Source organism: Variovorax sp. ISS6 (assembly GCF_056523145.1).
In genome coordinates this window covers 1,808,318-1,827,587 of the sequence record NZ_JAWRZC010000001.1, presented here as the reverse complement: position 1 = coordinate 1,827,587, position 19,270 = coordinate 1,808,318, and the positions used below count along the sequence as shown (strand labels likewise).

At 70.6% G+C, this 19,270-nt stretch carries 19 protein-coding genes and 1 riboswitch; of the genes, 13 read left to right on the top strand and 6 right to left on the bottom strand.

Annotated elements, in window-relative coordinates:
- Positions 1-43: 43 nt before the first annotated feature.
- Together rfbD and rfbB are read right to left on the bottom strand one after the other, a co-directional pair.
- Positions 44-934, bottom strand: coding sequence for a dTDP-4-dehydrorhamnose reductase (rfbD, locus tag AC1HIL_RS08380; RefSeq protein WP_479671574.1), 891 nt, complete (start codon positions 932-934; stop codon positions 44-46).
- Positions 931-2,001: a dTDP-glucose 4,6-dehydratase gene (rfbB, locus tag AC1HIL_RS08375; protein WP_261214953.1), complete on the bottom strand. Its 1,071-nt coding sequence runs from the start codon at positions 1,999-2,001 to the stop codon at positions 931-933. Before rfbB ends, rfbD begins: the two co-directional genes overlap by 4 nt.
- A gap of 260 nt (positions 2,002-2,261) precedes the next feature.
- Positions 2,262-2,379: riboswitch (glycine riboswitch) on the top strand.
- Positions 2,380-2,467: 88 nt separating this feature from the next.
- Here rfbB and AC1HIL_RS08370 point away from each other — a divergent pair.
- Entirely contained in the window at positions 2,468-3,775 is a 1,308-nt protein-coding gene (locus AC1HIL_RS08370; protein WP_479671573.1) for a D-amino acid dehydrogenase, read from the top strand.
- A gap of 22 nt (positions 3,776-3,797) precedes the next feature.
- On the opposite strand, the gene AC1HIL_RS08365 is transcribed toward AC1HIL_RS08370, so the two are convergent.
- The 3 genes from AC1HIL_RS08365 to AC1HIL_RS08355 all read right to left on the bottom strand — a co-directional run bounded on the left by AC1HIL_RS08365 (position 3,798) and on the right by AC1HIL_RS08355 (position 7,408).
- Positions 3,798-5,078 (bottom strand): FIST signal transduction protein, encoded by a 1,281-nt coding sequence (locus AC1HIL_RS08365; RefSeq protein ID WP_261214948.1) that lies wholly within the window; start codon positions 5,076-5,078, stop codon positions 3,798-3,800.
- Positions 5,079-5,118: 40 nt separating this feature from the next.
- A complete protein-coding gene (locus tag AC1HIL_RS08360) occupies positions 5,119-5,895 on the bottom strand; it encodes a PhaM family polyhydroxyalkanoate granule multifunctional regulatory protein (protein ID WP_057590910.1) in 777 nt (258 codons plus the stop codon).
- A gap of 70 nt (positions 5,896-5,965) precedes the next feature.
- Positions 5,966-7,408, bottom strand: coding sequence for an aminotransferase-like domain-containing protein (locus AC1HIL_RS08355; protein ID WP_057590909.1), 1,443 nt, complete (start codon positions 7,406-7,408; stop codon positions 5,966-5,968).
- A gap of 100 nt (positions 7,409-7,508) precedes the next feature.
- Between AC1HIL_RS08355 and AC1HIL_RS08350 the strand changes: the two genes are divergently transcribed.
- From AC1HIL_RS08350 to AC1HIL_RS08305, 10 genes are all read left to right on the top strand, one after another.
- The gene (locus AC1HIL_RS08350) at positions 7,509-8,108 is read left to right on the top strand and encodes a LysE family translocator (RefSeq protein WP_261214941.1); all 600 of its coding nucleotides are present in this window, start codon (positions 7,509-7,511) and stop codon (positions 8,106-8,108) included.
- A 7-nt stretch (positions 8,109-8,115) separates the two neighbouring features.
- Entirely contained in the window at positions 8,116-9,060 is a 945-nt protein-coding gene (locus AC1HIL_RS08345; RefSeq protein ID WP_057590907.1) for a DMT family transporter, read from the top strand.
- A gap of 76 nt (positions 9,061-9,136) precedes the next feature.
- Entirely contained in the window at positions 9,137-10,339 is a 1,203-nt protein-coding gene (locus tag AC1HIL_RS08340; RefSeq protein WP_057590906.1) for an aminotransferase-like domain-containing protein, read from the top strand.
- Positions 10,340-10,364: 25 nt separating this feature from the next.
- On the top strand, positions 10,365-11,003 hold the full coding sequence (locus AC1HIL_RS08335; RefSeq protein WP_296736204.1) for a LysE family translocator: 639 nt from the start codon (positions 10,365-10,367) through the stop codon (positions 11,001-11,003).
- 10 nt (positions 11,004-11,013) lie between these two features.
- Positions 11,014-11,847: a PhzF family phenazine biosynthesis protein gene (locus tag AC1HIL_RS08330; RefSeq protein WP_479671572.1), complete on the top strand. Its 834-nt coding sequence runs from the start codon at positions 11,014-11,016 to the stop codon at positions 11,845-11,847.
- Between the two features lie 40 nt (positions 11,848-11,887).
- Positions 11,888-12,529 (top strand): glutathione S-transferase family protein, encoded by a 642-nt coding sequence (locus AC1HIL_RS08325; RefSeq protein ID WP_057590903.1) that lies wholly within the window; start codon positions 11,888-11,890, stop codon positions 12,527-12,529.
- Positions 12,530-12,532: 3 nt separating this feature from the next.
- Positions 12,533-13,456 carry a PhzF family phenazine biosynthesis protein gene (locus AC1HIL_RS08320; protein WP_479671571.1) on the top strand — a complete coding sequence of 308 codons (924 nt, stop codon included), beginning with the start codon at positions 12,533-12,535 and terminating at the stop codon, positions 13,454-13,456.
- A gap of 17 nt (positions 13,457-13,473) precedes the next feature.
- Positions 13,474-14,166 carry a VOC family protein gene (locus AC1HIL_RS08315; protein ID WP_479671570.1) on the top strand — a complete coding sequence of 231 codons (693 nt, stop codon included), beginning with the start codon at positions 13,474-13,476 and terminating at the stop codon, positions 14,164-14,166.
- 1 nt (position 14,167) lies between these two features.
- Positions 14,168-14,800 (top strand): LysE family translocator, encoded by a 633-nt coding sequence (locus AC1HIL_RS08310; RefSeq protein ID WP_057590900.1) that lies wholly within the window; start codon positions 14,168-14,170, stop codon positions 14,798-14,800.
- A gap of 5 nt (positions 14,801-14,805) precedes the next feature.
- Complete coding sequence (locus tag AC1HIL_RS08305) at positions 14,806-15,771, top strand: threonine dehydratase (RefSeq protein WP_479671569.1); 966 nt, start codon at positions 14,806-14,808, stop codon at positions 15,769-15,771.
- A 28-nt stretch (positions 15,772-15,799) separates the two neighbouring features.
- On the opposite strand, the gene AC1HIL_RS08300 is transcribed toward AC1HIL_RS08305, so the two are convergent.
- Positions 15,800-16,627 (bottom strand): creatininase family protein, encoded by an 828-nt coding sequence (locus tag AC1HIL_RS08300; protein WP_479671568.1) that lies wholly within the window; start codon positions 16,625-16,627, stop codon positions 15,800-15,802.
- A gap of 64 nt (positions 16,628-16,691) precedes the next feature.
- On the opposite strand from AC1HIL_RS08300, the gene AC1HIL_RS08295 reads away from it, so the two are divergent.
- Positions 16,692-17,489: an SDR family oxidoreductase gene (locus tag AC1HIL_RS08295; protein WP_479671567.1), complete on the top strand. Its 798-nt coding sequence runs from the start codon at positions 16,692-16,694 to the stop codon at positions 17,487-17,489.
- Between the two features lie 649 nt (positions 17,490-18,138).
- Entirely contained in the window at positions 18,139-19,269 is a 1,131-nt protein-coding gene (locus AC1HIL_RS08290; RefSeq protein ID WP_413762712.1) for an IS481 family transposase, read from the top strand.
- The last annotated feature ends 1 nt before the right edge of the window (position 19,270 follow it).

The window sequence follows — 19,270 nt, the reverse complement described above, 5'->3', positions numbered from 1 at the left end:
TATCTCTTCTCTTCGGGTGTCGTATTCGGCGCGGATGCCGGACTCAGAGGATCTCGCGCAGCATGCGCGCGACGCCGTTCTGCCACGGCGGCAGCACCAGCCCGAAGGCGGCCTGCAGCTTCGAGGTGTCGAGGCGCGAGTTGTGCGGCCGGGTGGCCGGCGTGGGAAAGGCGCTGGTCGGCACGGCCTCGACCTGCTGCGGCCCGGCCTTGAGCTCGACGCCGGCCTGCTGCGCGAGTTCGAGCACGTAGCGCGCGTAACCGTACCAGGTGGTCTCGCCGCTCGCGATCGCGTGATAGAGCCCGGCCTTGGACGGGTCCTGCAAGGTGGCGCGAATGGCATGGGCCGTGATATCGGCCAGCAGCTCGGCACCGGTGGGCGCGCCGAACTGGTCGTCGATGACGGTCAGCTTGTCGCGCTCCCTGGCCAGCCGCAGCATGGTCTTGGCGAAGTTGCCGCCGCGCGCCGCATAGACCCAGCTGGTGCGAAAGATCAGGTGCTTCGCGCAGTGCCGCGCCACCAGTTGCTCGCCCTCGAGCTTGGTGCGGCCGTAGACGCTCAGCGGGCCGGTCGCGTCGGTTTCCTTCCAGGGCGCGGTGCCGCTGCCGTCGAAGACATAGTCGGTCGAGTAGTGGACCATCAGCGCGCCGAGCTCCTGCGCGGCCTGCGCCACCACGCCGGGCGAGGTGGCGTTGAGCTTGCGCGCGAACTCGGTCTCGCTCTCGGCCTTGTCGACGGCGGTGTGGGCGGCGGCATTGACGACCACGTCGGGGCGCACCTGCCGCACGGTGTCGGCCAGTTGCTCGGGCCGGCTGAAGTCGGCGTGGAAGTCGGTGCTGTCGAAATCGAGCGCGACCAGCTCGCCCAGCGGTGCGAGGCTGCGCTGCAGTTCCCAGCCGACCTGTCCGCCCTTGCCCAGCAGCAGCAGCTTCATGCGGAAGCCTTCGCGTCGTACTGCTTCTCGACCCAGGCGCGGTAGGCGCCGCTTTGCACGTTGCGCACCCAGTCGCCGTTGGCGAGGTACCACTCGACCGTCTTGCGGATGCCGGTGTCGAAGGTCTCGGCCGGCTTCCAGCCGAGCTCGCGCTCTAGCTTGCGCGCGTCGATGGCGTAGCGCCGGTCATGGCCAGGGCGGTCGGTGACGTAGCTGATCTGTTCGGCGTAGCCCTTGCCGTCGGCACGCGGACGCAACTCGTCGAGCAGCGCACACACGGTCTTCACGATCTCGATGTTCGGCTTCTCGTTCCAGCCGCCCACGTTGTAGGTCTCGCCGAGCCGGCCCGCTTCGAGCACGCGACGGATCGCGCTGCAGTGGTCCTTGACGTAGAGCCAGTCGCGCACCTGCATGCCGTCGCCATACACGGGCAGCGGCTTGCCGGCCAGCGCGTTGACGATCATCAGCGGGATCAGCTTCTCGGGGAAATGGAAGGGGCCGTAGTTGTTCGAGCAGTTGGTGGTGAGCACCGGCAGGCCGTAGGTGTGGTGCCAGGCGCGCACGAGGTGGTCGCTGGCGGCCTTGCTGGCCGAGTACGGGCTGTTGGGCTCGTACTTGTTCTCCTCGGTGAAGGCCGGGTCGGTCTTCGAGAGCGAGCCGTAGACCTCGTCGGTCGACACGTGCAGGAAGCGGAAGGCCGCCTTCTGGTCGGCCGGCAGCGCGTTCCAGTAACCACGCACCGACTCGAGCAGTCGGAAGGTACCGAGCACGTTGGTCTGCACGAAATCCTCGGGGCCGTGGATCGAGCGGTCCACGTGCGACTCGGCCGCGAAATTGACCACCGCGCGCGGCTTGTGCTCGGCCAGCAGGCGGTCGAGCAGCGCGCTGTCGCCGATGTCGCCCTGCACGAAGACATGGCGCGGATTGCCCTTGAGCGAAGCCAGGGTCTCGAGATTGCCGGCGTAGGTGAGCTTGTCGAGGTTCACGACCGGTTCGTCGCCTTGCGCGATCCAGTCGAGGACGAAATTGGCGCCGATGAAGCCGGCGCCGCCGGTAACCAGGATCATGGAGTCCCCTGTGCTGTGTGATTGCTGAGTCGCGTGGTCGAAAGCCCGAAGCCGCGCGGGCGCGGCCGGGCGTGGATTATCCCACCCGTGCGCAAGGCCGAATCCCGGGGTTGGCCGGTGCCCGCGGCCCGCCTACAATCGCCACCCATTGCAGGAGAGCGGGCCGCATGCATCGCGCAGGCAGCCCCACCGAAGGCGCAAACTCCCATAAACGCTCAGGTCGGCTCCACGCTTCGCGCGGGACCTGTACTGCAACCACTGAAACGCCGTCTGGAGAGCCAGCACATCGCCCATCGCGGCCGTGCTGCGCCGAAGGAGCAAGTCCGCTGCGAGGTGCAGCGGATGAAACTCTCAGGTACCGAGGACAGGGGGAGCGGCAATTGGACGGCCGTCCGGTTGCGCGCTATCTATTCAGTAGCACAACCTTCACGCCGTTCAAGCGCTTCGACCTCGAAAGGTACTTGAAATGCGCGTGATCGTATTGGGCGCCGGCCTGCTCGGCGTGACCTCGGCCTACTACCTCCAGCAACTCGGCCACGACGTGACCGTGATCGACCGGCAGGCCACGCCGGCCGCCGAGACCAGCTTCGCCAACGGCGGCCAGATCTCGGTGAGCCATGCCGAGCCCTGGGCCAATCCCAGCGCGCCGCTCAAGGTGCTGCAGTGGCTGGGCAAGGAAGACGCCCCGCTGCTGTTCCGCATCCGCGCCGACATGCGCCAGTGGCTCTGGGGCCTGCAGTTCCTGCGCGAGTGCACGCCCGCGCGCACGCGCCACAACATCGAGCAGATCGTGCGCCTGGGCACCTACAGCCGCGACACCCTGCAGCAGCTGCGCCGCGACACCGGCATCCGCTACGACGAGCGCACGCAGGGCATCCTGCACTTCTACACGACGCAAAAGGAGTTCGACGGCGCCCTCGCGCCCGCCGAGCAGATGCGCGCGCTGGGCTGCGAGCGCCAGGTGATCTCGGCCGACGAGGCCGTGAAGCTCGAGCCCGCGCTGGCCCATATCCGGCCCCGGCTCGCCGGCGCCACCTACACGGCCGAGGACGAATCGGGCGACGCCAACCGCTTCGCGCGCGAACTCGCGAAGCGCGCGGCCGAGGCCGGCGTGAAGTTCCTGATGAGCCACACCATCACCGCGCTGCGCGAGGTGGGCGGCGCCATCGACCACGTCGAGGCCACCGATGCCGAGGGCCGCTTCCAGCGCATCCGCGGCGATGCCTTCGTGATGGCGATGGGTTCGCTGAGCCCGCTGCTGGCGGCGCCGCTGGGCATCCGGCTGCCGATCTATCCGGCCAAGGGCTATTCGGTCACGCTGCCGGTCAAGGACGCGAGCAAGGCCTACCAGGTCTCGCTGACCGACGACGAATACAAGCTGGTGTTCTCGCGCTACACCTCGGAGTCGGGCGACCGCATGCGCATCGCCGGCACGGCCGAGCTCAACGGCTACGACCGCGACCTGAACCGCGTGCGCTGCGAAGCCATCGTGCGCCGCGTCGAGCAGCTGTTCCCCGGCGCCGGCGACACCGCGCAAGCCCAGTTCTGGACCGGCCTGCGCCCGGCCACGCCGAGCAACGTGCCGCTGATCGGCCGCACCAAGCTCGCGAACCTCTACCTCAACACCGGCCACGGCACGCTCGGCTGGACCCATGCCTGCGGCTCGGGCAAGTCGATCGCGCGCATCGTGAGCGGGCTGGCGCCGGAGGTGGATTTCGCGTTCGCGGGGATGCCCAGGGGCGTTGCAGGCGTTGCCCAGCCCGCGCTGGGCTGAGCCTCCGAAGCAAGGCGGACGCTCAGTCGTCCGCCGTGAACACCGTCAGCACCCCCGTGTAGCCATACACGTGGTGCCGCGCGATCTCGCCCGCGGCGAAGAAGCCGACCAGCGGCACGTCGCCCAGCGCATGGCGCACGATCTGCAGCTCGGCGCCGGGCGCGCCGAAGTGCGGGCCGCCGCGGCCCGAGCAGCTCACGTAGACGGCGCCGGCGATGCGCCGCGCGGGATGCGGTGCCGCCTCGGCCTCGCCGGCGGCGACGGCGCGCGCGGTGGCCAGGGTCTGTTCCTCGGGCTCGAGTTCCTCGCGGATCTCGGCGCAGATGCGCATCAGGTCGGCGCGCGCGGCCTGGGCGTTGCGGCGGCAGAAGCTCAGGCGCATGCCGGCCTCGGCCACGTCGGCGATCGCGATGCCGCGGCGCGTGGGGTCGAGGCCGATGATGTGGCGCACCAGCACGTCGGCGCCGAGGTCGCCGGTGCGGCGGATGCCGTCGCTGCCGGCATCGACCAGGCCCACCAGGGTGGCGCGCACGGCCTCGATGGCTTCCTGCGGCCGCTCGAGCGAGACCTGCAGGTCGGCCAGCAGCACGTCGAGCGCGGGCTCGCCGTCGAGCTGCAGCACCAGGTTGCCGTCGGCCTCGGTGATCTCGCGCTCGCGCGCGCTGCCCGAGCGCAGCGGCTGGCAGCCCTGCGTGACGCGCGACACCAGCCGCACGCCCTCGCCGAACACCACGCCCGACAGGCCGCCCGAGAACACGCCGCCGGCCGCGCCCTGGCCGCGGATGTTGCCGTTGCCGCCGACCGCGAACTGCAGCGCGCCGCCGCGGCCCGACGAAAGGCCGCCGAACAGGTAGCCGGTGTCGGTGCGCCCGGCCATCTCGCCGATGAGCTCGGTCAGGTCGGGGGTGGCGGGATCGGCATGCACCAGCGCCGTGTGGGCCTCGAAACCGCTCATCTCGGAGCTGGCGAGCGGCGCCACGCCCGAGAACACGCGGTACTGGTCGCTCGGCAGCGCGCAGAGCATCAGGCTCAGGCCGGGTTCGTCGAAGTACTCGGCATTGTTGGCCGACACGCCGACGCCGACGGTGCCGGCCCAGTCGGTCACCTCGGGCAGCTCGGCGCTCAGGTGGTCGAGGATCTCCTGCGCGTCGACCGCATAGTGGTCGGTGATGTAGAGCAGCCCGAGGGTGGGTGCCGAGGCGTAGTCGGGCAGCGCCATCTGCGCACGCAGCTGGGCCAGCACGAGGCCGGCCGCCATGCGCCATTGCGGATGGGTGGCGTGACCGGAGGGAAACAACTTCATCGTGCCAACCTGCTTCGTTCGATGTTCAGGACAAGGCGGCTCAGCGTCGGCCGCCCGTTCGCTTGCGGGCCGCGGGCGCCGCGGCCGGCTTCTTCGCCGCCGGTCGCTTGGCGGCCGTCGAGGCCTTGCGGGGGGTGGACTTGCGCGAGGCGCTCGCGGTTCCCATGGCCTTGCCCACGGCGTCGGCCAGCGGCTGGGTCACGGCCGGCATCTTGAGCTGGGCCGCGTCCTGCAGCGCGGTGCTCGCGATCTGCTGGAACTGCTCGGTCAGCGAGCCCCACCACTTGAGCGGGTCGACCGCGCCGCCGGCGGCATCGCCCGCGGCGGACTTGGCCGAGGCCTTGGCGGCCGGCCTGGCCTTGCGGCGCGGCGGCGGTGCCTCTTCCTCCTCTTCTTCCTCCTCCGCGTCGAGTTCCTCTTCGTCCTCGAGCTCGACCTCGGGTTCGGGCGCCGCGGCTGCCGGCGCCGGGCTGACCGCCGCGGCCGCCGCATTCGCCTGCCGCGTGAACGCGCCCGCGAGGTCCTCCATGCGCACGTTCATGCCGCGCAGGGTGGACAGCGTCATCTTCTGCACCTCCAGCGCCTGAATCGTGGCCTTGAGCGCATGGCCGTTCTGCTCGAGCCAGTACTGCACCGTCTTGAGTTCCTGGATGCGCTTGTCGACCTCCTCGACGCTCATGGTGGGCGCCACCCAGCTCGCCATGCTCGGGATGCCGGGCACGGAACCGGCGCCGCTCGCGCCGGCCGCGAGGTTCTTGAGGAAGTCGAAGCCGGGTACGAACTGGCTGAAATCGAAGGGTTGGCTGGCTTTGTTCATGCGGCAGGTCTCCGGTCTGGCGGGTGTTGTGCTGCCAGCTTACTCCAAGGCAGGGCCCGCCCCGCCCGACTCAAAGCTCGTCGCGCGTCCTGGCGAAGACCTTCCAGAAGCTCGCGTCCTGCGAGCTGGCGAAGTTGATGCGCATCAGCGTGGTGGGCGGCCGGCGGGCATGGAACAGCGAGCCCGGCGCCAGCAGGTAGCCCTGGTCGAGCATGCGCTGGGTCAGCACGTCGGTGTCGACGCCGGTGTCGACCCAGCCGAACAGCCCCGCGGGCTCGGACGCGAAGGTGCAGCCGTGCGCCAGCACCAGCTTGGCGGCGCGCGCGCGCGCGCCCTCCAGCCGGATGCGCACGCGCTCCGAATGGCGCCGCAGCTGGCCCTGGTCGATGCACCACGAGAGCGCCCGCTCGAACAGCGCGGGCGAGGTCAGGGTGGCCAGCAGCTTGGTCTCGAGCAGCCGCTCCTTGAGCGCGGGCGAGGCGGCCAGGAAGCCGATGCGCCAGTTGGGCGCGAGGATCTTCGCGAAGCCGCTGACGTAGATGGTGCGCTGCAGCCCGTCGAGCGCGCTGAGCCGGGTCGCGTGCTCGGGCGCGAGGTGGCTGTAGGTGTCGTCCTCGACGATGTGGAAGTCGTGCTCGTTGGCCAGCTTGAGCACGCGGTGCGCGCTGTTGGGCGACAGGCTGTAGCCGGTCGGGTTGTGCAGCACGCTCACGCTGACGAACAGCTTCGGGCTGTGCAGCGCGCAGTACTGCGCCATCACGTCGAGGTCGGGCCCGTCGGCGCGGCGCGGCACCGGCAGGATGCGCATGCCCAGCGCCTCGAGGCGCGCGAACTCGAGCGCCCAGCCGGGCTCCTCGACCATCACCGGATCGCCGGCGCGCAGCATGGTGCGGCTCACGATGTCCAGCGCATGGGTGGCGCCGATGGTGGTCACGATCTGGTCGGGCGCGGCCGGCACGTTGATGCCCACCAGCTTCTGCGACAGGCTGCGCCGCAGCGCCGCGTCGCCCGCGGGCTCGCCGTACTGCAGCGACAGCTCCTGCAGCATCGCGGTGCTGGTCATGCGCCGCACCGCCGTCGGCATGAACGAGGAGTCGAGCCAGTCGGGCGGGAACACGCCCATGCCGGGCTGCGGCTTGTCGCTCGGGCGGTGGAACATGCTGCGGATCAGCGAGCTGGCGTCGGCCGGCGTGCGCGAGGCCATCATCTGCGTGACCATCGACAGCGCGCTGACCTGCAGCGGGTCGCCGGGCGGCTGGGCCGGGTCGCGGCCGGGGTCGCGGCCCGAATCGCGCACGAAGAAGCCGCGCTGGCGCCGCGCCTCCACCAGCCCGAGCGCCAAGAGCTGGTCGTAGGCGGCCACCACGGTGTAGGGGCTCACGCCCTGCTGGCGCGCGCACTCGCGCACCGAGGGCAGCCGCGCGCCCGGCAGCAGCAGCCGGTTGCGGATGCGTTCGGCCAGGCGATCGGCCAGCTGGGCGGTCAGCGACTGGGACGAGGTTCGTGTCAGCATCGACGTTCGATCTGTGTTGTACGCAAGCCCGATACAGATTGGCTGTGTGTACGGCCATCTGTACTGGAACTGTAATGGTCCAAAGTTTAGAGTGTGTGTCATGAACTGGCAAGAATTCACCGCCCTGCTGGTGCTGGCCACGGCGATGAGCTTCTCGCCCGGCCCCAACACCACGCTGTCGACCACCCTTGCGGCCAACGGCGGCCTGCCGCGCGCGATGCGCTTCGTGGTCGCGGTGCCCGTGGGCTGGACCCTGCTGCTCGCGCTGTGCGCGGCCGGCCTGGGCGCGCTGGTGATGGCGGCGCCCGCGCTGCGCTGGGCCATCAAGGCGCTGGGCATCGCCTACCTGCTGTACCTCGCGTTCAAGCTCGCCACCAGCACCACGCTGGGCCGCGCCGACGATGCCAATCTGTCGGTCGGCTTCGTGCAGGGCGTGGCACTGCAGTTCCTCAACATCAAGGCCTGGCTGCTGGCGCTCACGCTGGTGGCCGGCTGGATCGCGGGCCAGGCCGAGCCGCTGCACCGCTTCGCGATCGTCGCGCCCGTGATGCTGGTCTACGCCTTCGCGAGCAACTTCACCTATGCGCTGGCCGGCGCGCTGCTGCGCGAATGGCTGTCGAAGGGCCAGCGCCTCGCCTGGTTCAACCGTGCGATGGCCGCCGTGCTGGTGCTCACCGCCTGGTGGATGCTGCGCGTCTAGGTCCGCCATGAAGATCAAGGACGAAACCCTCGGCATGTGGCTCGGCGTGATCGGCGTGGCGCTGTTCGCGGTCACGCTGCCGATGACGCGGCTGGCCACCGGCACGCAGGCGCAGCCGCAGCTCTCGCCGTGGTTCGTCACGCTCGGCCGGGCCGCGCTCGCGGGCCTGCTGTCGGCCGTGTTCCTGCTGGTCACGCGCTCGCCGCGGCCGGCGCCCCACCAGTGGAGGCCGCTGGGCATCGCGGTGCTCGGCAACTGCATCGGCTTTCCGCTGCTGCTGGCCTATGCGCTGCGCGTGGTCACGGCCAGCCATGCGGCGGTGGTGACGGCGCTGCTGCCGCTGGTCACGGCCGCGGTCGCGGCCTGGGTGCTGCACCAGCGCGCGCGGCTCGGCTTCTGGCTCTGCGCCATCGCGGGCAGCCTGCTGGTGGTGGTGTTCTCGCTGGTGCGCGCAAGCCAGAACGGCCACGGCTTCGGCTTCGAATGGGCCGACCTGCTGCTGGTCGGCGCCGTGATCGCCGCCTCCTTCGGCTACATCTACGGCGCGCAGGTCACGCCCGCGCTCGGCGCCGAGCGCGTGATCTGCTGGGTCTGCGTGATGGCGCTGCCGGTCACCCTGCCGGCCACGCTCGTGCTGTGGCCCGTGCAGCCGATCGCCACCGCCTCCTGGCTGGGCTTCGTCTACGTCGGCATGTTCTCGATGTGGATCGGCTTCTTCGCCTGGTACCGCGGCCTGGCCCTCGGCGGCGCGCTGCGCGTGAGCCAGACGCAGCTGCTGCAGCCCTTCCTCTCGATCCTGGTGTCGATCCCGCTCCTGGGCGAGCCGCTCGACGTGGTCACGCTGGGCTTCGCGGCCGCGGTGGTGGCCACGGTGGTGGTCGGCAAGCGGCTGTCGCAGCCGCCGGCGCCCGCCGCCCCCGCCATTCGCGGGCCCGTCGGCGCCGTGGACTGATCGCGCCCGCCGTCTTACCCTCGCATCCGCACCCCGTTCGTTCGCATCGCCCCTCACCGTCAGAAAGAAGACTCCCATGAACTGGAAACTCGCCGCCCGCGCCGCCAAGATGAACCCGTCGGTGCTGCGTGAAATCCTCAAGGTCACCGAGCGCCCCGGCATCATCAGCCTGGCCGGCGGCCTGCCCTCGCCCAAGACCTTCCCGATCCAGGCCTTCGCCGACGCCTGCGCCGAGGTACTGCACAACGACGGCCAGGCCGCGCTGCAGTACGCCGCCAGCGAGGGCTTCGCGCCGCTGCGCCAGGCGGTGGCCGACATGCTGCCGTGGAACGTCGATCCCTCGCAGGTGCTGATCACCACCGGCTCGCAGCAGGGCCTCGACTTGGTCGCCAAGGTGCTGATCGATCCGGGCAGCAAGGTGCTGGTCGAGACCCCGACCTACCTCGGCGCGCTGCAGGCCTTCGGCCCGATGGAACCCAACCCCGTGGGCGTGGCCAGCGACGACGACGGCGTGATCGTCGAGGACCTGGTCGCCAAGGCCAAGGATGCACGCTTCATCTACCTGCTGCCCAACTTCCAGAACCCCACCGGCCGCACCATGACCGAGGAACGGCGCGCCGCCGTGTCGGCCGCCGCCGCCGCGGCCGGCCTGCCGATCGTCGAGGACAACCCCTACGGCGAGCTCTGGTTCGACGAAGCCCCGCCGCTGCCGCTGGCCGCGCGCAACCCCGAGGGCGTGATCTACCTCGGTTCGTTCTCGAAGGTGCTGGCACCGGGCCTGCGCCTGGGCTTCCTGGTGGCGCCCAAGTCCATCTACCCGAAGCTGCTGCAGGCCAAGCAGGCGGTCGACCTGCACACGCCGATCTTCACGCAGCGCATGGTGTCGGCCGTGATGAAGGACAACTTCCTCGAGCGCCACGTGCCCACCATCCGCGCGCTCTACAAGCGCCAGCGCGATGCGATGAGCGCCGCGCTCACGCGCGAGATGGCCGGCCTGGACGTGAAGTTCAACGCGCCCAAGGGCGGCATGTTCCTGTGGGCACGCCTGCCCGAGGGCATCGACACCGTGACCCTGCTGCCCAAGGCGGTCGAGCGCAACGTGGCCTTCGTGCCCGGCGCGCCCTTCTATGCCGGCGAAGGCGACGCGCGCACGCTGCGGCTGTCGTTCGTGACCGCGAGCGTCGAGGAGATCGACACCGCGATCGCCGCGCTGGCGCAAACGGTGCGCGAGGAGCTCGCGCTGGCCGGCGACAAGCAGCTCGCGGCCGCGCAGATCTGAGCGCGCGCAGCCACCGGAGCCTGTCTTGATCGGCCTCGCCACCTTATCGCTGTTCCTGCTCGCGGTGCTGGCGCTGTTCCTGTCGCCGGGCCCGAACATGGCTTTCGTGCTCTCGCACGGCGTGGCCCATGGCCCGCGCGGCGGCTTCGCGGCGGCGCTCGGAATCTCGGCCGCCGACCTGGTGCACACGCTGTTCGCCGCCACCGGCGTGACCGCGCTGGTGGCCGCCTGGCCACCGTCCTTCGACCTGCTTCGCTACGCGGGCGCGCTGTACCTGCTGTGGCTCGCCGCGCAGGCGCTGCGCAGCGGCGGCGGCCTGCGCCCGGGCGTGCAGGCGCGGCCGGCCGGCTTCGGCCGCATCGTGCGCATGGCCCTGCTGAACAACCTGGTCAATCCGAAGGCGCTGCTGTTCTTCATGGTGTTCCTGCCGCAGTTCGTCGATCCCGCGCGCGGCAGCGTGCCGCTGCAACTGGTGCAGCTCGGCATCGTGCTGTCGCTGGCGGCGCTGGGCTTCAACACCCTGCTGGGCGCCTGCAGCGGACAGGTCGGCCGCTGGCTGCAACGCCGCCCCGGCGCCGAGAAGTTCCAGCGCGGCCTGCTCGCCAGCGTGATGCTGGCGCTCGCGGTGCGCCTGCTGTTCCTCGACCGGCCCGTGCCGCGCTGAAGAGGTCCCCATGAATGTCCTGAAGATCGCGGCCTTCTCGGATGGCGAGCAAGGCGGCAATCCCGCCGGCGTCGTCATCGCCGAGGCCCTGCCACCCGAGGCGCAGATGCAGCGCATCGCCGCCGACGTGGGCTTCTCCGAGACCGCCTTCGCCGCGCGCACCGGCGACGGCTGGCGCGTGCGCTACTTCGCGCCGCAGTCCGAAGTGCCGTTCTGCGGCCACGCGACGATCGCGCTCGGCGCGGCGCTCGCGCTGCAGCACGGCGACGGCGTGTTTCCGCTCACGCTGAACCAGGCGCGGATCACGGTCGAGGGCCGCCGCAACGGCGCCACCGTCGAGGCCTCGCTGCAGTCGCCGCCCACGCGCAGCGCCGCCGCCGTGCCGGCCCTGCTGTCGGCCGCGCTGGCGTTGTTCGGCCTCGACGCGGCCGCGCTCGATGCGCGCATTCCGCCGGCCGTCGCCCATGCGGGCGCCGATCACCTGGTGCTGGCGCTCGGGAGCCGCGCGGCGCTGGCGGCGATGCGCTACGAGCTCGAGGCCGGCCGCGCGCTGATGGCCCGCTTCGATCTCACGACCATCGTGCTGCTGCATGCCGAGAGCGCGCAGCGCTTCCACACGCGCAATCCCTTCGCTTCGGGCGGCGTCTACGAAGACCCCGCGACCGGCGCCGCCACCGCCGCGCTGGCGGGCTACCTGCGCGACATCGGCTGGCCGCACGGCGGCGCGATCGACGTGGTGCAGGGCGAGGACATGGGCATGCTGTCGCGCCTGCACGCCGACATCCCGGCCGCGCCCGGCAGCTCGATCCGCGTCTCGGGCACCGCGCGCATCATGCGGGACTGACCCGAACACGAACCCCCAAACATCAAGGAAAGACGACGACATGCTCAACATCTGGGGCCGCATCAGCTCGATCAACGTGCGCAAGGTGGTGTGGTGCGCGCAGGAACTCGGGCTGGACTTCCAGCGCACCGAGGCCGGCGGCCGCTTCGGCGTGGTGCAGACCGAGGAATACCTGGCGCTGAATCCCAACGCCATGGTGCCCACCATCGACGACGGCGAGGGTGCGGAGCGCGTGGTGCTCTGGGAATCGAACGTGATCGTGCGCTACCTCTGCGCCAAGTACTCGCACGGCGCCTTCTACCCGGCCGACCTGCCCGCGCGCTTCGACGCCGAGCGCTGGATGGACTGGCAGCAGACCACCCTCAACCGCGCGAGCCGCGATGCCTTCGTGCAATGGGTGCGCACGCCGCCGGCCGAACGCCAGCCGGCGCTGATCGAGGCCTCGGTGCGCGAGAGCGAGGCGCTGTTCGGCCTGCTCGACGCCCATCTCGCGCGCCATCCCTACATCGCCGGCGAGCGCTTCACCATGGCCGACATCCCGATCGGCTGCGAGGCGCACCGCTGGTTCAACCTGCCGGCCGCCGAGTACCGCCGGCCCGGCTGGCCGAATGTCGAGCGCTGGTTCAACGACCTGCTCCTCCGTCCGGGCGCGCGCGGCGTGCTCGATCTCCCTCTCGAGTAAGAAATGAAATCCCGCCCGTTCAAGCAAGTCGACGTCTTCACCGCCCATCCCTACTTCGGCAATCCGCTGGCCGTGGTGATCGACGGCGACGGACTCGACGATGCGGCCATGCAGCGCTTCGCGCAGTGGACCAACCTGTCCGAGACCACCTTCCTGCTGCCGCCCACCGATCCCGCGGCCGACTACCGGGTGCGCATCTTCACGCCTGGCGGCGAGCTGCCGTTCGCGGGCCATCCCACCATCGGCAGCTGCCATGCCTGGCTGCAGGCCGGCGGCCAGCCCAAGGCCTCCGGCCAGGTGGTGCAGCAATGCGGCGCCGGCCTGTTGCCGCTGCGGCGCGAGGGCACGCGGCTGGCCTTCGCGGCGCCGCCGCTCAAGCGCAGCGCGCCGAGCCCCGCGCTGCTGGCCAAGGTGGCCGGCGCGCTGGGCCTGAAGGCGCAGCAGGTGATCGCCGCGCAGGTGCTCGACAACGGCCCGGTCTGGTTCGGCCTGCTGCTCGAGGATGCCGACGCCGTGCTCGCGCTCGCGCCCGACCATCGCGCGCTGAAGGAACTGGGCGTGAAGGCCGGCGTGGCCGGCGTGCCCACGGTGCACGACACCTCGCTCTTGATCGGCCGCTCGAACCGCGAGGCGCGCGCCTTCGGCAACCGCCCCGCCGTGCCGCTGGACGACGGCGCGAGGATCGACCTCGAGGTGCGCGCCTTCGCCGAGCCGGTCGGCGTGCAGGAAGATCCGGTCACCGGCAGCCTCAACGCGAGCCTGGCCGAATGGCTGATCGCCGACGGCCACATGCCCGCGCGCTACCTGGCCGCGCAGGGCCAGTGCCTGGGCCGCGCGGGCCGCGTCCACATCGAGCGCGACGCCGAAGGCCGGATCTGGGTCGGCGGCGATGCCGTGACCTGCATCGACGGCAACGTCACGCTCTGAACCCGGAAGACCGCGCCATGCACGCCGAAGTCGACCACCTCGTGATCGCCGCCGCCTCGCTGGCCGAGGGCGTGGCCTGGTGCGAGGCCACGCTGGGCGTGGTGCCCGCGCCCGGCGGCGCGCATCCGCTGATGGGCACCCACAACCGGCTGCTGAAGGTCGCGAGCGAGACCTTTCCGCGCGCCTATGCCGAGATCATCGCGATCGAACCGGGCAAGACGCCGTCGCGCCCGAACACGCGCCGCTGGTTCGATCTCGACGACGCCGAATTGCAGGCCGGGCTCGCTCGGCACGGCCCGCGGCTGATCCACTTCGTGGCCCGCGTGCCCGATGCGCGCGCCGCCATCCAGGCCCTGGCGCGCGAGGAGCATGCGCACATCGACCGCGGCCACCTGCTCGAGGCCTCGCGCGACACCGCGGCCGGCCGGCTCGAATGGCAGATCGCGGTGCGCGACGACGGCCAGCGGCTGTTCTACGGCGCGCTGCCCACGCTGATCCAGTGGGGCCCGGTGCATCCGGTCGATGCCATGCCGACCTCGGGCCTCGCATTGCGCTCGCTGCACGCCACGCATCCGCGCGCGCCGGCGCTGTCGGCCGCGCTCTCGGCCATCGGCCTGCGCGCGCTGCAGGTCGAGGCCGGCCCACCGAACCTCGTGGCCGTGCTCGACACGCCGCGCGGCCCCGTCACCCTGGAATCCCGAGGACTCTGACATGCTGACCCTGACCGAAATCGCCTGGTTCGCGCTCGCCTCGCTGCTGCTCGCGCTCACGCCCGGGCCGAACATGATCTATTGCGTCTCGCGCACCCTGATCCAGGGCCGCCGCGCCGGGCTGATCTCGCTGGGCGGCGTGCTGATGGCCTTCCTGGTGCACCTGTGCGCCGCCGCGCTCGGGCTCACGGCGCTGCTGCTCGCGGTGCCGCTGGCCTTCGACGCGATCCGCTTCGCGGGCGCGGCCTACCTGCTGTGGCTCGCCTGGCAGGCGGTGCGTCCCGGCGGCGCGGCGCCCTTCGAGGCCCGCGCGCTGCCGGCCGACCCGCCGGGCAAGCTGTTCCGCATGGGCTTCCTCACCAATCTGCTGAACCCGAAGGTGGCGATGTTCTACCTCTCGTTCTTTCCGCAGTTCATCCATCCCGAGCGCGGCTCGGTGCTGCTGCAGAGCCTGCAGCTCGGCGCCGCGCAGATGGCCAGCAGCGCCGTGGTCAACACCACGATGATCGTCGGCGCCGCGAGCATCACGGCCGTGCTGTCGAAGAGCGAAGGCTGGCTGCGCGCGCAGCGCTACGTGATGGGCAGCGTGCTGGCCGCGCTGGCGGTGCGCGTGGCCTTGACCGAAAGAAAGTGATCCCCATGCGATTCACCCGCGAAGAAATGGAAGCCGCGCTCGCCACCGTGCACGCGGCCATGCCGCCCACGCCGCAGTACGCCTGGCCGCTGCTCGAGCGGCGCCTGGGCGCGAAGCTGTGGGCCAAGCACGAGAACCACACGCCCGTCGGCGCCTTCAAGATCCGCGGCGGCCTGACCTACTTCGAGACGCTGGCGCGCGAGCAGCCCGGGGCGCGCCACGTGATCAGCGCCACGCGCGGCAACCACGGCCAGTCGCTGGGCTTCGCGGCGCGCCGCCATGGACTGGCCGCGACCATCGTGGTGCCGCACGGCAACTCGGTCGAGAAGAACGCCGCGATGCGCGCGCTGGGCGTCGAGTTGGTCGAGCACGGCGAGGACTTCCAGGCCGCGTCCGAGCATGCGGCCGTGCTGGCCGAGCGCGACGGATTGCACCGCGTGCCCTCGTTCCACCGCGAGCTGGTGCGCGGCGTGTCGACCGCCTACGTCGAGTTCTTCGAGGCGCTGAAGCACGCGCCGCCCGACGTGCTGTTCGTGCCCATCGGCCTGGGCTCGGGCTTCGCGGGCGCGGCCGCGGCGCGCGCGTACTGCGGCGTCGCCACCAAGATCGTCGGCGTGGTATCGGCCCATGCCACCGCCTATCTCGATTCGTTCCGCGCGCGCAGTCCGGTCGAGTCGCCGGTCAGCACGCGCCTGGCCGACGGCATGGCTTGCCGCGTGCCCGTGCCCGAGTCGCTCGAGGCGCTGCTGCGCGAGGCCGACGACGTGATCGCGGTCAGCGACGAGGAGGTGGCCGAGGCGATGCGCATCCTCTTCAGCGACACCCACAACGTGGCCGAGGGCGCGGGTGCCGCCGCGCTCGCGGGCGCGCTTCAGCAGCGCGAACGCTGGCGCGGCAAGACGGTGGGCATCAGCCTGACGGGCGGCAACGTCGACTCGGGCATGTTCGCCGAGGTGCTGGCGAAGGCCTGAGCGGCCCCCGCTCTTCTCTCGCTTTTTTTCAGGGCAGCGGGCCGGTGTTCGCGGTGCTCAGCGGCAGGCGCGACACCTCGGCCAGCAGCAGCGCGAGCTGCGCCGCCGCGGCATCGACGACCGCCTGACCCGCCGGCGCCGTAGCCGCCGCCGCATTGCCCGCCGCGCCCTGCGCGTTGTAGTCCTCGATCGCCCAGCCCAGCTTCGCGCTCCTGCCGTTGCCGAGGATCGCGTAGTCGGCCGCGCGCTGTTCGGAGCTGGAGCGGAAATCCTGTGCCGCGTCCATGCGCACCAGCTGCGGCGCGAGCGCCAGCATCATCGAGGTCTCGATCTCGCCCGCATGCACGCCGAAGCGGTGCTCGTGCGCGCTGAACCGGGCACCCGCCTCGCCCAGCGGCAGGTTGAACCAGCTCGCGGAATAGACGATCAGCCCGTGCGCGGCGCGCAGTTCGCGCGCCACGATGTCCATCGCGCCCACGTGGCCGCCATGCGCGTTGAACAGCACCAGCTTCTTCACCCCGGCGCGCGCCACCCCGGCGCCGATCTCGCTCCACATGCGGATCAGCGTCTCGGCCGACAGCGTGAGCGTGCCCGCGAAGCGCGCGTGCTCGGGGCTCAGGCCGATCTGCTGGGTCGGCAGGAACAGCACCGGCAGCTCGGGCGGCAGCAGCGGCAGCGCCGCCGCGACGATGCCGTCGGCCAGCACCGTGTCGACCCCGAGCGGCAGGTGCGGCCCGTGCTGCTCGGTGGCGCCCAGCGGCAGCACCGCCACCGTGGCTGCCACATCGAGCGCGGCGAAGTCGCGCGTGGACAGCTGTGACCAGAAGCGGGGCAGGGATACCGTGGGAGCGTTCATCCGGCGATCTTAGAGCGGTGATTCAATCCACGCGACTTCGCCAACCACCCACAAGGACACTCAGATGGATCTCGAACTCCAGGACCGCCACGTACTCATCACCGGCGGCAGCAAGGGCATCGGCCTGGCCTGCGCGCTCGGCTTCCTGCGCGAGGGCGCCCGCGTGAGCCTGGTGTCGCGCGATCCGGCCAACCTGGAACAGGGCCGCAGGGAACTGCTCGCGGCCCACGCGCAGGCCGAGGGCCGCGTCTCGCTGCATGCCGCCGACCTCAAGGACCCGGCGGCCGCCCTGGCCGCGCTCGACGCCGCCGAGCAGGCCTTAGGTGCCGTCGACGTGCTCGTGAACTCGGCCGGCGCCGCGCGCCGCACCCCGCCCGACGACCTCACGCCCACCGCCTGGCACGACGCGATGGATGCGAAGTACTTCAGCTACATCCACATGATCGACCCGGTGGTCAAGCGCATGGGGCAGCACGGCAGGGGGGCCATCGTCAATGTCATCGGGCAGGGCGGCAAGGTCGCGAGTCCCGTGCACATGGCCGGTGGTGCCGCCAATGCGGCGCTGATGCTGGTCAGTGCTGGCATGGCTGCGGCTTATGCCGCCAAGGGGGTGCGCGTGAATGCGGTGAATCCTGGACTCACGCTGACTGCGCGGCTGGCCGAAGGGATGAAGGCTGATGCGAAGCTGCAGGGCATCGATACCGACGAGGCGCTGAAGCGGGCCACCGCTCGGCTGCCGCTGGGGCGCATTGCTACGCCGGAAGAAGTCGCGAATACGGTGCTGTTTCTGGCTTCGGGGAAGGCCAGTTATGTGACGGGGGCGATCGTGGCGATGGATGGGGCGGTTACGCCGATGATTTGAGTGGCGTTTTGGCGGCCTGGTTGTCAGTTTTTTGTTGAGGCTGTTGGCCGGGTCTCGCCCCGGCGGGCGACTTACTTTTCTTGTCTCGCCGAGAAAAGTAAGCAAAAGAAGGCGACCCCGCTGTCTGTGTCCCTCCGCTTCGCTGCGGGCAACCTGCGGTGCTCGGAGAAAGCGGGGGTCCGCAGAACTCGCTTCGCTCAAACAGCTGCGGCCCTGATCCCGCTTTCTCCTGCGCTCCTCGGCACAGCCAGAGGGGACTAGGGTCAACGCGCCGTGGCGCGTCCTTGTGTGGGGTGGGGGAATGCAAAGGTCCGGGGTCTTCTTCCACCGGGGCCGAGCAAAGCGAAGGCCCGTTGGGTCTTTGTGGCCGAGCGCAGCGATGGCCCGAGCCACTCCCCTCTGGCTGCGCCGAGGAGCGCAGCGTTTCGCGGATAAGGGCTCGCAGCTGTTTGAGCGAAGCGAGTTCTGCGAGACCCCGCGAAACGCGAGCACCGCAGGTTGCCCGTAGCGAAGCGGAGGGTCGCAGACAGTGGGGTCGCCTTCTTTTGCTTACTTTTCTTGGCGAGATGTATGGACCGGGCACATGGTGGACAGGTGTGCGAGGACATGGTGGACACCATCGGGCGTATCGCCCGATCGGAAGACGACCATGCCCTGGAGCACCCGAGACACCATGAGCCTGAGAGAAGAGTTCGTTGCCCTGGCACGCCAGGAAGGCGCCAACCGGCGTGAGCTGTGCCGGCGTTTCGGCATCAGCCCACAGACCGGCTACAAATGGCTCGCACGCAGCGCTACGCTGGGTGCCGCCGGCCTGGGCGATGCCAGTCGCCGCCCGCACCACAGCCCCGGCGAGACCTCGCCCGAACTTCAACAATCCATCGTCTCGCTGCGCCAGCAGCACCCTGCCTGGGGCGCACGCAAGCTCGCACGGCGCCTGAGCGACCTCGGACAGGGTTGCCTGGCTCCGAGCACCGTCAACTCCATCCTCAAGCGCCACGGCCTCATCAGCGCCCAGGCCAGCAGTGCGGCCACCGCCTGGCAGCGCTTCGAGCACGAGGCGCCCAACAGCCTCTGGCAGATCGACTTCAAGGGCTACGTGTCCACCGCAGCGGGGCCCTGCCATCCGCTGACGCTGCTGGACGACCACTCTCGCTACAACCTGGCCCTGCGCGCCTGTGCCCGCCAGCAAACGGCCAGCGTGAAGGAGCAGTTGCAGGACGTCTTCTCCCGCTACGGTCTGCCGGTGCGCATCAATGCGGACAACGGCGCACCCTGGGGCAGTCCGCGCGAGCCGGGCCAGCTCAGCGAACTCGCGCTGTGGCTCATCCGCCTGGGCGTGCGGGTGAGCTTCAGCAGCCCCTATCACCCGCAGACCAACGGCAAGGACGAGCGCTTCCATCGCAGCCTGAAGGCGGAGTTGCTGGCCGGGCGCAGCTTCCAGGATCTGGCGCAGGCACAGCAGCAGTTCGATCGCTGGAGGCGTATCTACAACCATGAGCGCCCGCACCAGGCGCTGGGCATGAACACCCCGGCGAGCCGGTATCGCGCCAGCGAGAGGGCCTATCCGAGGACGCTGCCACCGCTCGAGTACGGCCCGAACGACACGGTGGTGAAGGTCGGCTGGCTGGGGGAGGTGCGCTTCAAGAGCAAGCGCTTCAAGGTGTCCGCAGCACTCAAGGACCACGAGATCGCGCTGCGCGCGCAGCCCGGGCGAGAGGGCTGCTACGACGTCTACTTCGTGCACCACAAGCTGCGCGAGATCGACCTGCGCGAGGCCTGAG

Coding starts and splice junctions, on each gene's coding strand:
- AC1HIL_RS08305 (WP_479671569.1), top strand. CDS start 14,806: ATGCGATTCACCCGCGAAGAAATGGAAGCCGCGCTCGCCACCGTGCAC.
- AC1HIL_RS08300 (WP_479671568.1), bottom strand. CDS start 16,627: ATGAACGCTCCCACGGTATCCCTGCCCCGCTTCTGGTCACAGCTGTCC.
- AC1HIL_RS08360 (WP_057590910.1), bottom strand. CDS start 5,895: ATGAACAAAGCCAGCCAACCCTTCGATTTCAGCCAGTTCGTACCCGGC.
- AC1HIL_RS08345 (WP_057590907.1), top strand. CDS start 8,116: ATGAAGATCAAGGACGAAACCCTCGGCATGTGGCTCGGCGTGATCGGC.
- AC1HIL_RS08365 (WP_261214948.1), bottom strand. CDS start 5,078: ATGAAGTTGTTTCCCTCCGGTCACGCCACCCATCCGCAATGGCGCATG.
- AC1HIL_RS08325 (WP_057590903.1), top strand. CDS start 11,888: ATGCTCAACATCTGGGGCCGCATCAGCTCGATCAACGTGCGCAAGGTG.
- AC1HIL_RS08350 (WP_261214941.1), top strand. CDS start 7,509: ATGAACTGGCAAGAATTCACCGCCCTGCTGGTGCTGGCCACGGCGATG.
- rfbB (WP_261214953.1), bottom strand. CDS start 2,001: ATGATCCTGGTTACCGGCGGCGCCGGCTTCATCGGCGCCAATTTCGTC.
- AC1HIL_RS08330 (WP_479671572.1), top strand. CDS start 11,014: ATGAATGTCCTGAAGATCGCGGCCTTCTCGGATGGCGAGCAAGGCGGC.
- AC1HIL_RS08355 (WP_057590909.1), bottom strand. CDS start 7,408: ATGCTGACACGAACCTCGTCCCAGTCGCTGACCGCCCAGCTGGCCGAT.
- AC1HIL_RS08310 (WP_057590900.1), top strand. CDS start 14,168: ATGCTGACCCTGACCGAAATCGCCTGGTTCGCGCTCGCCTCGCTGCTG.
- AC1HIL_RS08295 (WP_479671567.1), top strand. CDS start 16,692: ATGGATCTCGAACTCCAGGACCGCCACGTACTCATCACCGGCGGCAGC.
- AC1HIL_RS08315 (WP_479671570.1), top strand. CDS start 13,474: ATGCACGCCGAAGTCGACCACCTCGTGATCGCCGCCGCCTCGCTGGCC.
- AC1HIL_RS08340 (WP_057590906.1), top strand. CDS start 9,137: ATGAACTGGAAACTCGCCGCCCGCGCCGCCAAGATGAACCCGTCGGTG.
- AC1HIL_RS08370 (WP_479671573.1), top strand. CDS start 2,468: ATGCGCGTGATCGTATTGGGCGCCGGCCTGCTCGGCGTGACCTCGGCC.
- AC1HIL_RS08290 (WP_413762712.1), top strand. CDS start 18,139: ATGCCCTGGAGCACCCGAGACACCATGAGCCTGAGAGAAGAGTTCGTT.
- rfbD (WP_479671574.1), bottom strand. CDS start 934: ATGAAGCTGCTGCTGCTGGGCAAGGGCGGACAGGTCGGCTGGGAACTG.
- AC1HIL_RS08320 (WP_479671571.1), top strand. CDS start 12,533: ATGAAATCCCGCCCGTTCAAGCAAGTCGACGTCTTCACCGCCCATCCC.